The organism is Pseudomonas monteilii NBRC 103158 = DSM 14164 (assembly GCF_000730605.1).
GTDB lineage: Bacteria > Pseudomonadota > Gammaproteobacteria > Pseudomonadales > Pseudomonadaceae > Aquipseudomonas > Aquipseudomonas monteilii.
Window position 1 is genome coordinate 27752 of the sequence record NZ_BBIS01000021.1, and the last position, 13818, is coordinate 41569.

Consider the following 13818-nt stretch of genomic DNA (forward strand, 5'->3'; position numbering starts at 1 on the left):
CTCCAGTCTAGACTGCGCATGTTCTTGTCGGGGTGCCTTGAAGCAAAGGCTGAGATCGCAGAGGTGCGGATCCCGTTGAACCTGATCAGGTTAGCGCCTGCGTAGGGAACAAGATTGCTCGCCTTCCCGGGGAGCCTCTTGTGCCAGGTCCGGGAATGTCGCAGCTGCATGCAGCTTCAGGCACCCCCATATCCGGCACTGCACCCATCATGGGTGTGTCCGCGCCATTCAGGTTCACCCCGACATTCCACTGCTAGGAAGCCGTCTGGAGAGCCTGTGATGACCAAACAAGAAAAAGCGATCAACCTCAGCGAATCGGCACAAGTCGATCAGCAGTCCGTGCAACCGTTCCCGCGTTCGCGCAAGGTGTATGTCGAAGGCTCGCGCCCGGACATCCGCGTGCCCATGCGTGAAATCAGCCTGGACGATACCCCGACCGATTTCGGTGGCGAAACCAATGCCCCGGTGCTGGTCTACGACACCTCTGGCCCGTACACCGACCCAAACGTGATCATCGACGTGCGCAAGGGCCTGGCCGACGTGCGTTCGGCGTGGATCGACGCCCGTGGTGACACCGAGCGCCTGGACGGCCTGAGCTCCGATTTCGGCCAGCAGCGCCTGAACGATGCCGAACTGGCCAAGCTGCGCTTTGCCCACGTGCGCAACCCGCGCCGCGCCAAGGCCGGCGCCAACGTCTCGCAGATGCACTATGCCCGCCAGGGCATCATCACCGCCGAGATGGAATACGTGGCCATCCGCGAAAACATGAAGCTGCAAGAGGCCCGCGCCGCCGGCCTGCTGAAAGAGCAGCACGCCGGCCACAGCTTCGGCGCCAACATCCCGAAAGAAATAACCCCCGAATTCGTCCGCCAGGAAATCGCCCGTGGCCGCGCGATCATCCCGGCCAACATCAACCACCCGGAAGTGGAACCGATGATCATCGGCCGCAACTTCCTGGTGAAGATCAACGGCAACATCGGCAACAGCGCCCTGGGTTCCTCGATCGAGGAAGAAGTGGCCAAGCTGACCTGGGGCATCCGCTGGGGTTCGGACACGGTCATGGACCTGTCCACCGGCAAGCACATCCACGAAACCCGCGAGTGGATCATCCGCAACTCGCCGGTGCCGATCGGTACCGTGCCAATCTACCAGGCGCTGGAAAAGGTCAACGGCGTGGCCGAAGACCTGACCTGGGAGCTGTTCCGCGACACCCTGATCGAGCAGGCTGAACAGGGCGTGGACTACTTCACCATCCACGCCGGCGTGCTGCTGCGCTATGTGCCGCTGACCGCCAAACGTGTTACCGGCATCGTCAGCCGTGGTGGCTCGATCATGGCCAAGTGGTGCCTGGCGCACCACAAGGAAAACTTCCTGTACACCCACTTCGACGAAATCTGCGAAATCATGAAGGCCTACGACGTCAGCTTCTCGCTGGGTGACGGCCTGCGCCCTGGCTCGATTGCCGACGCCAACGACGCCGCGCAGTTCGGTGAGCTGGAAACCCTCGGCGAGCTGACCAAGATCGCCTGGAAGCACGACGTGCAGTGCATGATCGAAGGCCCTGGCCATGTACCGATGCAGTTGATCAAGGAGAACATGGACAAGCAGCTGGAGTGCTGCGACGAGGCGCCGTTCTACACCCTCGGCCCGCTGACCACCGACATTGCACCGGGTTACGACCACATCACGTCGGGCATTGGTGCGGCGATGATCGGCTGGTTCGGTTGCGCCATGCTTTGCTACGTCACGCCCAAGGAGCACCTGGGCCTGCCGAACAAGGACGACGTGAAAACCGGCATCATCACCTACAAGATCGCCGCGCACGCCGCCGACCTTGCCAAGGGCCACCCCGGCGCGCAGATTCGTGACAACGCCTTGTCCAAGGCGCGTTTCGAGTTCCGTTGGGAAGACCAGTTCAACCTGGGCCTGGACCCGGACACTGCCCGTGCCTTCCACGACGAGACCCTGCCGAAGGAATCGGCCAAGGTCGCGCACTTCTGCTCGATGTGCGGGCCGAAGTTCTGCTCGATGAAGATCACCCAGGAAGTGCGTGAATACGCCGCCAGGATCGAGACCGTGGACGTGTCGGTCGAAGAAGGCATGCGCGAGCAGGCCGAGCGGTTCCGCCAGGAAGGCAGCCAGCTGTACCACAAAGTGTAAAAGCGCCGTTTCTCCACTGTGGGAGCGGGCTTGTCCCGCGAACGCGTCAGCTGCGCCAACGCGTTTGGCAGGCCTGACGCCTTCGCGGGGCAAGCCCGCTCCCTCAGTGGGTCGGCGAAACCCTATCAATCCTTCTGGCGAACATAACAATGACCACCCCCAGCCAATTTTCCCCCGACCACCCGATCCCCCCCCACCAGCGCATCTTCGGTGCCCGCGACCTGTTCTCGCTGTGGTTCTCCCTCGGCATCGGCCTGATGGTGCTGCAGGTCGGCGCCATGCTGGCCCCCGGTCTGGGCCTGGCGGGCGCAGTGCTGGCCATCGCACTGGGCACCGGCGTGGGCGTGCTGTTGCTGGGGGCTGCCGGTGTGATCGGCAGCGACACCGGCCTGTCGGCCATGGGCACCCTGAAACTCAGCCTGGGCGGCCACGGCGCGCGCCTGCCGGCGCTGCTCAACCTGCTGCAACTGGTCGGCTGGGGCGCGTTCGAGATCATTGTCATGCGCGATGCTGCCAGCCTGCTGGGCGCGCGCGCCTTCGGCGAAGGCAGTGCCTGGAACAGCCCGATGCTTTGGACCCTGTGCTTCGGTGCCCTGGCCACCTTGCTGGCAGTGAGCGGGCCACTGGCCTTCGTGCGCAAGGTACTGCGCGCCTGGGGTATCTGGTTGCTGCTGGGTGCTTGCGTCTGGCTGACCTGGAACCTGTTCGCCAAAGCTGACCTGGCTGATCTGTGGAACCGCGCCGGGGACGGCTCGATGTCGCTGGCGGTGGGCTTCGACATCGTCATTGCCATGCCCCTGTCGTGGCTCCCGCTGATCGCCGACTACTCGCGCTTCGCCCGCAACGGCAAGCATGTATTTGGCGGTACGGTGGTGGGCTACTTTATCGGCAACACCTGGCTGATGAGCCTGGGCGTGGCTTACACCCTGGCCTTCGCTGCCAATGGCGAGGTCAATGCCCTGCTGCTGGCCCTGGCGGCCGCCGGCATGGGTATTCCGCTGTTGCTGATTTTGCTGGACGAGTCGGAAAAGGCCTTTGCCGACATCCATTCGGCGGCCGTGTCCACCGGTGTGCTGGTGCCGGTGAAGGTCGAGCACCTGGCCTTGGCCATTGGCGTGCTGTGCACCCTGATCGCTTTGCTGGCGCCGCTGGCCCAGTACGAGAACTTCCTGCTACTGATCGGCTCGGTGTTCGCGCCGCTGTTCGGCGTGGTGCTGATGGACCACTACGTGGTGCGTCGCCGTCGCCTGCCGGCCCAGGTGGGTGGTTTGCACTGGCAGGCGCTGCTGGCCTGGGTGGTGGGGGTGGCGGCTTACCATGTCATCGCTACACAGGCGCCGGACTTCGGGGCGACCCTGCCGGCACTGGTGCTGGCAGGGCTACTGCACGGGCTGCTGAGCCTCAGCCGCGGCCGGGAAACAGTTCAGGCTTGAGCACGCCATTCAGGCGTGGGTAGGGGATCTTCAGCTCCACGTGGCCCATGGAATAGGGCGCGATGGCGTAGACCTCATACTTGACCACGACTGCGCCGTACGTCAGGGCGATGTGCGGCGATTTCTTGAACGGCCAGGTTTTGACGAACTCGGCGTCCTTGTCCATGCCCACGCTCATCAGCCAGGCCCGGTGCGACTCCTCGACGGTTTTCCAGAAGGTGTCTTCCTGGCCGGGCACCAGCATGTCCTGCAGGGTCAGCACCTTGTCCAGCTTTCGCGAATAGTTGATGAAGCCACGCCCCGGCATGCCGTGGGCGCCACCGCTGTCCAGGTAGCTGGACAATTCGATGATCACCAGCCCGTCATGCTGCTCGCGTACTTTGGCTTGCAGGTAGCTGCTGTTACGTTTGTCGGCACTGGCCAGGTATTGCTGCTCGTAGGCCTGCAGGGTGCTCGGCGCGGTGCCATGCTGATTGTCTTCGGTAAGTTGCAGCAGGCGTTTTTCGACGATGGCGTCCAGCTTTGGCAAGGCCGGGAAGTGGACCATGTCGATGTTCACCAACGGGCAGTCGCTTTCGCTGCAGCCGGGTTTCACGTGCTCCCAGGCGTCGCGCTTGACCTCGAGCGGGGCCCGGTAGTTGGGCGTGAACAGGCTCTGGCAGGCGCCCAGAGCGAGTGCCAGCACAGCCACGGAAGTCAGTTTGACAAGTGTCATGATGATCCTTGCAGAACAGGGAAAAGTCGGCCTTTGACCGTCTGCGCGGCCTTCAGTTCGCCACTAAGCTAACAGAGTGAAGACCTGCTGTCCCGAGTGCGCCAGCGGTTGGCGGAAAGGGATGAAACCGGCAGGCGTGCAGAGTAGGATGGCGCGATGCAGTAACCAGGCGGTTGATGTAGCAACGAGGATTTCCATGTCAGACACATTGAATTCGGTGCCCAAGGCGGTCGAGATCGTCAAGCGGGCCAACTGTTTCCAGGGCTTCTACAAGCTCGACAAGGTGCACCTGCGCCACGAGCTGTTTGCCGGAGGCATGGGCCGCGAGATCAGCCGCGAACTGTTCGTGCGCCACGATGCAGTGTGTGTACTGCCTTACGACCCGTTGCGTGATGAAGTGGTGCTGATCGAGCAGTTTCGCGTTGGCGCCATGGGCAAGATCGATAACCCCTGGCTGATCGAGATGGTCGCCGGGCTGATCGACAAGGACGAACAACCCGAAGAAGTCGCTCACCGCGAAGCCGAAGAAGAAGCTGGCCTGACGTTCACTGCACTGTGGCCGATGACCCGCTACTTCCCGTCGCCCGGCGGCAGTGACGAATACGTTCATCTGTTCCTTGGCCGGTGTAGCAGCGAGGGGGCGGGCGGCCTTCATGGTCTGGAAGAAGAGGGCGAAGACATTCGCGTGCGCGTGTGGTCGTTCGAGGACGCCTTGCAGGCCGTGCGCGACGGGCGTATCTGCAACGCGGCGACCATCATCGGCCTGCAATGGCTGGCGCTGAACCGCGACGAAGTACGAGGTATGTGGAAGTGAATTTGCTGCGCGAGCGCTATCGAGTCGATCTGGTCGGGCTGCAGGCAGCCTGCGAGGCCAACTACGCCCGGCTGATGCGCCTGTTGCCCGACATGCGCACCACCCAGAGCTCGCGCCGTATCGGCATGACCCAGGGTGACCAGATGCTCGGTGTGCTGGTGCTCGACGTGGTGCTGGCCTGCCCGTACACCACCACCCTGCATGTACGCCAAGAGCACAGCCTGCCGTGGCTGCCTGTGCCGCACCTGGAAGTGCAGGTGTACCACGATGCGCGCATGGCCGAAGTGGTCAGTGCCGAACACACGCGGCGCCTGCGCAGCATCTATCCGTACCCTAACGAGGCCATGCATCAGCCGGACGAAAAGGCCCAGCTCAACCTGTTCCTCGGTGAATGGTTGAGCCATTGCCTGGCTTGCGGTCACGAACTGGCAAGTGTTCGCTGACATGCAGCCAGACCTGACGCGCCCTGTGCATGTGGTGCAACTGACCGACGCTCACCTTTTCGCCGATCCGGCCGGCAGCATGTTGGGCCTTAAAACCCGTGACAGCCTGGGCCATGTGGTGGCCCAGGTGCAGCGTGAGCAACCGCTTGTCGACTTGCTGCTGTGTACGGGCGACCTGTCCCAGGATGCCAGTGTTGCCTCTTATGAAGCGTTTCGTGAGCTGACCGCGCCATTTGCCGTGCCCACCCGCTGGTTGCCGGGCAACCATGACGAAGCCCGGGTCATGGCCGAAGTGGCCCCGGAGCTGCTGCAGGCGGTAACCGATATCGGCGCCTGGCGTATTGTCATGCTCAACACGGCAGTGCATGGCGCGACACATGGCCTGCTGGAGGATGACCAGCTGGCCGTGCTGCAAGCCGCGCTGAAAGGGGCGGGCGAGCGCCATTGCCTGGTGTGTTTCCACCATCAGCCGGTAGACATCGGCTGCGCCTGGATCGCGCCGATCGGCTTGCGCAACGCCCAGGCACTGTTCGATATCGTCGAGGCTTATCCACAGGTGCGGGCGTTGCTGTGGGGGCATGTGCATCAGGAATGGGATGAAGTACGCGATGGCCGGCGCCTGCTGGCTACGCCGTCGACCTGCATTCAGTTCGCGGCGCGCAGTGAGGATTTCCAGGTGAGCGAAGAGCCGCCTGGTTACCGCTGGTTGCGCCTGCATGCTGATGGGCGGCTGGAGACCGGGGTGGAGCGGGCGCTGGATTTCAAGGTTGCTCTCGATTTCGATAGTCCAGGATATTGAAGAACTTGGGGCGCGGAGCGGCCCCGGCTCTCTTGAAGAAATTGTTGCGAAACCCGTGACACTGCGTCAAAACCCGGCGAACGCGCTACACTGCGCGTCCCTGCGCCCGCATCATCAGGCGCAACGCCACAGTTTCCGGGGGCAGCATGTCGGGTTCCATCCTCTATATCCATGGCTTCAACAGCTCGCCGCTTTCCACCAAGGCGCGCCAGCTCGAAGCCGTGATGCAGCAACTGGGGCTGTCGGCCCAGCTACGCGTGCCTGCCTTGCACCACCACCCGCGCCAGGCCATCGCCCAGCTCGAAGCGGCTATCGCAGAACTCGGTGCGCCATTACTGGTGGGCAGCTCGCTCGGCGGCTACTATGCCACCCATCTGGCCGAGCGCTATGGCCTTAAAGCACTGCTGGTCAACCCGGCGGTAACCCCGCACAAGCATTTCGACGGTTACCTGGGCACCCAGCGCAATCATTACAGTGGTGAAACCTGGGAGCTGACACACGATCACGTGAAGGCCCTGGCCGAGCTGGAAGTACCGGCCCCGGTCGATGCCAGCCGCTACCAAGTGTGGCTGCAGACCGCCGATGAAACCCTGGACTATCGCCACGCCGAGCACTATTACCGTGCATGTGCCCTGCGCATCCAGGCCGGTGGCGACCACAGCTTCCAGGGCTTCGCCCAGCACCTGCCGGCACTGCTGGCCTTCGCCGGCATTGCCCGCGGGCAGTATGCGGCGCTCGACTTTTCTGTATTTTGACTTTTTTGCATTCACCAGACTGACGAAGAGACCCTATGGCCAATCCCAGCGCTAGCGCCTATAACGCAGACGCCATCGAAGTCCTCTCGGGCCTTGACCCGGTCCGCAAGCGGCCGGGCATGTACACCGATACCAGCCGCCCCAACCACCTGGCCCAGGAAGTCATCGACAACAGTGTCGACGAAGCCCTGGCTGGCCACGCCCGCTCGGTGCAGGTCATCCTGCATGCCGACCACTCGCTGGAAGTCAGCGACGATGGCCGCGGCATGCCCGTGGACATCCACCCGGAAGAGGGTGTGTCCGGGGTCGAGCTGATCCTCACCAAGCTGCACGCCGGCGGCAAGTTCTCCAACAAGAACTACCAGTTCTCCGGTGGTTTGCACGGTGTGGGTATTTCGGTGGTCAATGCCCTGTCGACCCAGGTGCGTGTGCGCGTCAAGCGCGACGGCAACGAATACCAGATGACCTTTGCCGATGGCTTCAAGGCCAGCGAGCTGGAGGTGGTCGGTTCGGTCGGCAAGCGCAACACCGGCACCAGCGTCTACTTCAGCCCTGACCCGAAGTACTTCGATTCGCCCAAGTTCTCCATCAGCCGCCTCAAGCATGTGCTCAAGGCCAAGGCCGTGCTGTGCCCGGGCCTGCTGGTCAGCTTCGAGGACAAGGCCAGCGGCGAAAAGGTCGAGTGGCACTATGAGGACGGCTTGCGCTCTTACCTGGTCGATTCGGTCAACGAGTTCCAGCGCCTGCCCGACGAGCCGTTCTGCGGCAGCTTGGCCGGTAACAAGGAAGCCGTTGACTGGGCCTTGTTGTGGTTGCCAGAGGGCGGCGACAGCATCCAGGAAAGCTATGTCAACCTGATTCCGACCGCCCAGGGCGGTACCCACGTCAACGGCCTGCGCCAGGGGCTGCTGGATGCCATGCGCGAGTTCTGCGAGTTCCGCAACCTGCTGCCGCGTGGGGTGAAGCTGGCACCGGAAGACGTCTGGGAACGCATCACCTTCGTGCTGTCGATGAAGATGCAGGACCCGCAGTTCTCCGGGCAGACCAAAGAGCGTCTGTCTTCGCGTGAAGCGGCAGCGTTCGTTTCCGGCGTGGTCAAGGACGCCTTCAGCCTGTGGCTCAACGCCCACCCCGAGCTGGGCATGCAGCTGGCCGAGCTGGCCATCAGCAATGCCGGACGTCGCCTCAAGGCCAGCAAGAAGGTCGAGCGCAAGCGCATCACTCAGGGCCCGGCATTGCCCGGCAAGCTGGCCGATTGTGCCGGCCAGGACCCGATGCGTGCAGAGCTGTTCCTGGTCGAGGGTGACTCGGCCGGTGGCTCGGCCAAGCAGGCGCGGGACAAGGAGTTCCAGGCGATCCTGCCGCTGCGCGGCAAGATCCTCAACACCTGGGAAGTGGACGGTGGCGAAGTCCTGGCCAGCCAGGAGGTGCATAACATTGCCGTGGCCATTGGCGTTGACCCCGGTGCCACCGACCTTGCGCAGCTGCGCTACGGCAAAATCTGCATCCTCGCCGACGCCGACTCTGACGGCCTGCACATTGCCACGTTGCTGTGCGCGCTGTTCGTTCAGCACTTCCGGGCGCTGGTCGAGGCCGGGCACGTGTATGTGGCCATGCCGCCGCTGTACCGCATCGACCTGGGCAAGGAAATCTACTACGCCCTCGACGAAGCCGAGCGTGACGGCATCCTCGATCGCCTGGTGGCCGAGAAGAAGCGCGGCAAGCCGCAGGTCACCCGCTTCAAGGGCCTGGGCGAGATGAACCCGCCACAGCTGCGCGAAACCACCATGGACCCGAACACCCGGCGCCTGGTGCAGTTGACCCTGGATGACGTGCAGGCCACCTGCGAGCTGATGGACAAGCTGCTGGCCAAGAAGCGCGCCGGCGACCGCAAGAGCTGGCTGGAAACCAAAGGCAACCTGGCTGAGGTCATGGTTTGATTCGGCAGTTTCTTGCCGTTTGCCTTGCGCTGGTTGCCCTGCCAAGCCTGGCGGGCAACTGGCCGGAGCTGAAGCTCAGTGCCGAACACCCGGTCGAAGGCATGCGCGGTGGCAACCTTTCGGGCCTGGTGGAATGCCGGGGCGGGCTGTGGGGCGTGTCCGATCGCGACGACGACCGTATCTACCGCTTTGACCAGCAAAACCCGACCTGGCGCGCACAACCGCTGACCTTTACCCCGCCATCGCCACCGGAAAGCGGGCTGCCGTGGGGTCTGAAGTCGCGCAACTGGGCGGCGTCGTACATTCGCGGAGGCGAGCTGGACTTCGAGGGCATCACCTGTGATCAGGCGGGTAACCTCTACCTGGCCAGTGAAGCCCATGCCGCCGTTTTGCAGTTGCCCGTGGACGGCGAACCGGACTGGTTGAAAATCGACCCGGCCATGGTTCGCCAGGCCCGCGCCAGCGGCATGCTGTTGAACTTCAATGCACTGTTCGAAGGCTTGGCTATCAACCCGGCGGGCGACCGCCTGTGGCTGGCCGCCGAGCGCGAACGGCGTGGCCTGGTAGCCATCGAACGCCAGCAATCGGTATGGACTTGCGGGCGCAGCTGTGTGCTGTTGAGCGAGGCCGGGGTCGAGATGCAGCCGGCGCAAATGCCCGATGCCCGAGCGCTTTCGCGTGATTTTTCCGACCTGGCCTGGTTCGAGGGCAAGCTGTTTACGCTCGAACGCAACGCCTACCGGGTGTGCCGGCGTGATGTCGATAGCGGCAAGGTCGAGCGCTGCTGGTCGTTTGCAGCAGATGCCCTGGTGGAGTCGCGCCGCTACGCACAACCGTTCGGACTGGCTGAAGCGCTGGTAATCGATGCCAAGGGCGCTTGGATTGGCCTGGACAACAACAACGGTGCCCGTGCCGATGGCGAAACCCGCCCGATCGTCTGGCGCTTCGATGCGCCGGAAGGCGGCTGGAGCGCCAAGCCATGAGCCAGACGCCGGGCAAGCGCGCGGGCAGGGTGCTGATGGTTGTCGCCTGGGCGGCGGCACTGTTTCTTGCTACGCGTTTTTTCGGCCAGTGGGAAGACAGCCAGCGTAACCCCAATACCCAGGTGCAGTCCGAGCATGGCGAAGGCTTTATCGAGGTGCGGCTGTTGAGCAATGGCCAGGGCCATTTCGTGGTGGATGGTGCCATCAATGGCCAGGTCGTGCATTTCATGCTCGACACCGGCGCTACCGACGTGGCCATCCCCGAGGCATTGGCCCGGGACCTGAACCTGGAGCGGGGCAGCCCGGTCCTGCTCAGCACCGCCAACGGGCGCACCGAGGGCTACCGCACACGCCTGGCCAGCCTGCAACTGGGCGACATCCGCCTGCAGGGCGTACGCGCAATCGTGGTGCCAGGCCTGGACGGGCCAACTGTATTGCTGGGCATGAGTGCCCTGAAACAACTTGAATTTACCCAGCGCGGCGGCACCATGCTACTGCGCCAGAACCTGAAATGACGAGGCCCGCATGAGCGACTCACTGGAACTCAGCCTGGACGGCGTAGAACGCCGCTCGCTGGCTGACTTCACCGAACAGGCCTACCTCAACTATTCCATGTACGTGATCATGGACCGCGCCTTGCCGCATATCGGCGACGGCTTGAAGCCGGTGCAGCGACGCATCGTCTACGCCATGAGCGAGTTGGGGCTTGATGCCGATGCCAAGCACAAGAAGTCGGCGCGTACCGTCGGTGACGTGCTCGGTAAGTTCCACCCCCACGGCGACTCGGCCTGCTACGAGGCCATGGTGCTGATGGCGCAGCCGTTCAGCTACCGCTACACCCTGGTCGACGGCCAGGGCAACTGGGGGGCGCCGGACGATCCGAAGTCGTTCGCCGCCATGCGTTACACCGAGGCGCGCTTGTCGCGCTACGCCGAAGTGCTGCTGAGTGAAGTCGGCCAGGGCACCGTCGACTGGGTGCCGAACTTTGACGGCACTCTGCAGGAGCCGGCCGTGCTGCCCGCGCGCCTGCCCAACATCCTGCTCAACGGCACCACCGGTATCGCCGTGGGGATGGCCACCGACGTACCGCCGCACAACCTGCGTGAAGTGGCCAGCGCCTGTGTGCGCCTGCTCGACGAGCCAAAGGCCACCATCGAGCAGCTGTGCGAGCACATTCAGGGGCCGGACTACCCGACAGAGGCCGAGATTGTCACGCCTCGGGCGGAAATCCTCAAAATGTACGAGAGCGGCCGTGGCTCGATCCGTATGCGTGCCGTGTACCGCGTCGAAGATGGCGATATCGTCGTCACCGCGCTGCCGCATCAGGTTTCCGGGGCCAAGGTGCTGGAGCAGATCGCCGCGCAGATGCAGGCCAAGAAGCTGCCGATGGTCGCCGACCTGCGTGACGAGTCGGACCACGAGAACCCGTGCCGTATCGTCATCATCCCACGGTCCAACCGCGTGGATGCCGACGAGCTGATGCAGCACCTGTTCGCCACCACCGACCTGGAAAGCAGCTACCGGGTGAACGTGAACATCATCGGCCTCGACGGTCGGCCGCAGTTGAAGAACCTGCGTGCCATCCTGGTGGAGTGGCTGGAGTTCCGTACCAACACGGTTCGCCGCCGCTTGCAGCACCGCCTGGACAAGGTCGAGAAGCGTCTGCACCTGTTGGACGGTTTGCTCACCGCGTTCCTCAACCTGGATGAAGTGATCCATATCATCCGTACCGAAGAGCACCCCAAGCAGGCGCTGATCGAGCGCTTCGAGCTGACCGAGATTCAGGCTGACTACATCCTCGAGACCCGCCTGCGGCAGCTGGCACGCCTTGAAGAGATGAAGATCCGCGGCGAGCAGGACGAGCTGCTGAAGGAGCAAGCCAAGCTGCAGGCCTTGCTGGGTAGCGAGGCCAAACTGCGCAAGCTGGTGCGTAGCGAACTGATCAAGGATGCCGAAACCTACGGCGACGACCGCCGCTCGCCGATTGTCGAGCGCGCCGAAGCCAAGGCACTGTCGGAAAACGAACTGATGCCGACCGAGCCGGTTACCGTGGTGCTGTCGGAGAAGGGCTGGGTGCGTTGTGCCAAAGGCCACGATATCGACGCTACCGGCCTTTCCTACAAGGCCGGCGACGGCTTCAAGGCCGCTGCGGCCGGGCGTTCCAACCAGTTTGCCGTGCTGATCGACTCCACCGGCCGCAGCTACTCGCTGGCCGCTCACAGCCTGCCCTCGGCGCGTGGCCAGGGCGAGCCGTTGACGGGTCGCCTGACGCCGCCACCGGGGGCGACTTTCGAATGCGTGCTGCTGCCTGATGACGATGCACTTTATGTGGTGGCATCGGATGCCGGTTACGGCTTTGTGGTCAAGGGCGAAGACTTGCAGGCCAAGAACAAGGCCGGCAAGGGCTTGCTCAGCCTGCCCAACGGCGCCAAGGTCATGACCCCGCGCCCGGTGGCCGACCGCGAGCAGGACTGGCTGGCGGCAGTCACCACCGAGGGCCGCTTGTTGGTATTCAAGGTCAGCGACTTGCCGCAGCTGGGTAAAGGCAAGGGCAACAAGATCATTGGCGTGCCGGGCGACCGGGTGGCCAGCCGTGAAGAATTTGTCACCGATCTGGCCGTGATTCCCGAAGGTGCAACCCTTGTATTGCAAGCCGGCAAGCGTACCCTATCTCTGAAAGCGGACGACCTGGAGCATTACAAGGGCGAGCGCGGACGGCGGGGCAGCAAGCTGCCACGCGGCTTCCAGCGCGTCGATGGGTTGCAGGTGGAAGTACCGGCTTAACCGGTAGAAATGTCTGGAACGGCAATTTCAGCGCCGTTCCGGGCAGAAATGCTGGAGTCGGACGGTTATTTCGCGGATGATATGGCCCTTGCGGTGCCGACGTAGTCGTGTGCCCGTTTGAATCTATATGTATCACTGCGGTGTGCCTGAAGGCGACCGCCTGGATGGGATGATGAAATTTCTGCGCCTTCCATTTGCGCTGTTGATGACTGGCCTGCTGGGCCTTGGCGGGTGCACCATGCATCAGCCGGTTGCCCTGTACCAGCTCGACAGTGGTGATCCTGGCCAGCCTTCGCAAAGCGCAGGCATGGCCGTGGTACTCGGCCCGGTATCGGTTGCCGATTACCTGCAGCGCGAGACGTTCCTGCAACGTCAGGCCGATGGCAGCCTGAGCGCAGCGACCGACGGTCGCTGGGCGGGCAGCCTTTCGTCGGATATCGACCAACTGCTGGTGCGTCAGCTTGCCTGGCGCCTGGACAGCCAGCGCGTGGTGTTGGCTCCGGCAACCGCTGGTTTCAGCCCGGATGTACAAGTGCTGTTGTCGATCACCCGCCTGGACTCGGGCAAAAACCAGCCGGCCATTCTCGATGCCCAATGGCGTCTGCTGGACCGCCGTGGCCATGTGCGTGACAACCGCATCATTCACCTTGAGCAGCCGCACGAGGGTAGCGAGTCGTCGCAGGTGCAGGCCCAGGGCCAACTGCTGCAAAAGCTGGCTGAGCAGCTGAGCGCGGCGGTGAAGCCACTGGCCAACCAGCCGGCAATTGCCGAAGAATCGCCTAAAAAGCCTGCAGCGCCGGTGCAAGTGAAGAAGACGCCGGAGAAGTCCAAGATCCCGATGGCTTCGCCGATTCGTACCGATATGGAAGTTTATCGGTTCTGATCAAGCCGCCAGCTACAAAAAAGCCCGCATATTTGCGGGCTTTTTCATATCTGCTGTTTTTCGCTATCAGTGCTGGCCTCTTCGCGGGTTTACCCGCGAAGAGGCCACC

The 13818-nt window shown here is 63.3% G+C and carries 12 protein-coding genes and 1 riboswitch; of the genes, 11 read left to right on the forward strand and 1 reads right to left on the reverse strand.

Features of this window, described 5'->3' with window-relative positions:
• The first annotated feature begins 18 nt into the window (after positions 1-18).
• Positions 19-125: riboswitch (TPP riboswitch) on the forward strand.
• 154 nt (positions 126-279) lie between these two features.
• Both thiC and cytX read left to right on the forward strand, forming a co-directional pair.
• Positions 280-2160, forward strand: a complete 1881-nt coding sequence (gene thiC, locus PM2_RS12235; protein WP_016712346.1) for a phosphomethylpyrimidine synthase ThiC — start codon at positions 280-282, stop codon at positions 2158-2160.
• A gap of 149 nt (positions 2161-2309) precedes the next feature.
• Complete coding sequence (gene cytX / locus PM2_RS12240) at positions 2310-3593, forward strand: putative hydroxymethylpyrimidine transporter CytX (RefSeq protein ID WP_016712345.1); 1284 nt, start codon at positions 2310-2312, stop codon at positions 3591-3593.
• Here cytX and PM2_RS12245 read toward each other — a convergent pair.
• Positions 3562-4308, reverse strand: coding sequence for an RsiV family protein (locus PM2_RS12245; protein WP_016712344.1), 747 nt, complete (start codon positions 4306-4308; stop codon positions 3562-3564). The two genes, cytX and PM2_RS12245, sit on opposite strands and share 32 nt — an antisense overlap.
• Positions 4309-4504: 196 nt before the next feature.
• On the opposite strand from PM2_RS12245, the gene PM2_RS12250 reads away from it, so the two are divergent.
• From PM2_RS12250 to PM2_RS12290, 9 genes are all read left to right on the forward strand, one after another.
• The gene (locus PM2_RS12250; protein WP_016712343.1) at positions 4505-5122 is read left to right on the forward strand and encodes an NUDIX domain-containing protein; all 618 of its coding nucleotides are present in this window, start codon (positions 4505-4507) and stop codon (positions 5120-5122) included.
• Positions 5113-5565 (forward strand): DUF1249 domain-containing protein, encoded by a 453-nt coding sequence (locus tag PM2_RS12255; RefSeq protein WP_016501905.1) that lies wholly within the window; start codon positions 5113-5115, stop codon positions 5563-5565. Before PM2_RS12250 ends, PM2_RS12255 begins: the two co-directional genes overlap by 10 nt.
• Position 5566: 1 nt before the next feature.
• On the forward strand, positions 5567-6364 hold the full coding sequence (gene cpdA / locus PM2_RS12260) for a 3',5'-cyclic-AMP phosphodiesterase (protein WP_028698483.1): 798 nt from the start codon (positions 5567-5569) through the stop codon (positions 6362-6364).
• A 146-nt stretch (positions 6365-6510) separates the two neighbouring features.
• Positions 6511-7119, forward strand: coding sequence for a YqiA/YcfP family alpha/beta fold hydrolase (locus tag PM2_RS12265; RefSeq protein WP_016712341.1), 609 nt, complete (start codon positions 6511-6513; stop codon positions 7117-7119).
• 35 nt (positions 7120-7154) lie between these two features.
• On the forward strand, positions 7155-9059 hold the full coding sequence (gene parE / locus PM2_RS12270) for a DNA topoisomerase IV subunit B (protein WP_016712340.1): 1905 nt from the start codon (positions 7155-7157) through the stop codon (positions 9057-9059).
• Positions 9056-10042 carry an esterase-like activity of phytase family protein gene (locus tag PM2_RS12275; RefSeq protein WP_028698484.1) on the forward strand — a complete coding sequence of 329 codons (987 nt, stop codon included), beginning with the start codon at positions 9056-9058 and terminating at the stop codon, positions 10040-10042. Before parE ends, PM2_RS12275 begins: the two co-directional genes overlap by 4 nt.
• Positions 10039-10557, forward strand: coding sequence for a retropepsin-like aspartic protease family protein (locus PM2_RS12280; protein ID WP_019097697.1), 519 nt, complete (start codon positions 10039-10041; stop codon positions 10555-10557). The genes PM2_RS12275 and PM2_RS12280 overlap by 4 nt, the downstream gene beginning before the upstream one ends.
• A gap of 10 nt (positions 10558-10567) precedes the next feature.
• Positions 10568-12826, forward strand: coding sequence for a DNA topoisomerase IV subunit A (parC, locus tag PM2_RS12285; RefSeq protein WP_016712337.1), 2259 nt, complete (start codon positions 10568-10570; stop codon positions 12824-12826).
• Positions 12827-12998: 172 nt separating this feature from the next.
• The gene (locus PM2_RS12290) at positions 12999-13709 is read left to right on the forward strand and encodes a PqiC family protein (protein WP_028698485.1); all 711 of its coding nucleotides are present in this window, start codon (positions 12999-13001) and stop codon (positions 13707-13709) included.
• Positions 13710-13818: the final 109 nt, after the last annotated feature.

Bases quoted from the DNA above. Each gene is read 5' to 3' on its own strand.
- thiC (WP_016712346.1), top strand. From the start codon at position 280: ATGACCAAACAAGAAAAAGCGATCAACCTCAGCGAATCGGCACAAGTC.
- cytX (WP_016712345.1), top strand. From the start codon at position 2,310: ATGACCACCCCCAGCCAATTTTCCCCCGACCACCCGATCCCCCCCCAC.
- PM2_RS12245 (WP_016712344.1), bottom strand. From the start codon at position 4,308: ATGACACTTGTCAAACTGACTTCCGTGGCTGTGCTGGCACTCGCTCTG.
- PM2_RS12250 (WP_016712343.1), top strand. From the start codon at position 4,505: ATGTCAGACACATTGAATTCGGTGCCCAAGGCGGTCGAGATCGTCAAG.
- cpdA (WP_028698483.1), top strand. From the start codon at position 5,567: ATGCAGCCAGACCTGACGCGCCCTGTGCATGTGGTGCAACTGACCGAC.
- PM2_RS12265 (WP_016712341.1), top strand. From the start codon at position 6,511: ATGTCGGGTTCCATCCTCTATATCCATGGCTTCAACAGCTCGCCGCTT.
- parE (WP_016712340.1), top strand. From the start codon at position 7,155: ATGGCCAATCCCAGCGCTAGCGCCTATAACGCAGACGCCATCGAAGTC.
- PM2_RS12280 (WP_019097697.1), top strand. From the start codon at position 10,039: ATGAGCCAGACGCCGGGCAAGCGCGCGGGCAGGGTGCTGATGGTTGTC.
- parC (WP_016712337.1), top strand. From the start codon at position 10,568: ATGAGCGACTCACTGGAACTCAGCCTGGACGGCGTAGAACGCCGCTCG.
- PM2_RS12290 (WP_028698485.1), top strand. From the start codon at position 12,999: ATGAAATTTCTGCGCCTTCCATTTGCGCTGTTGATGACTGGCCTGCTG.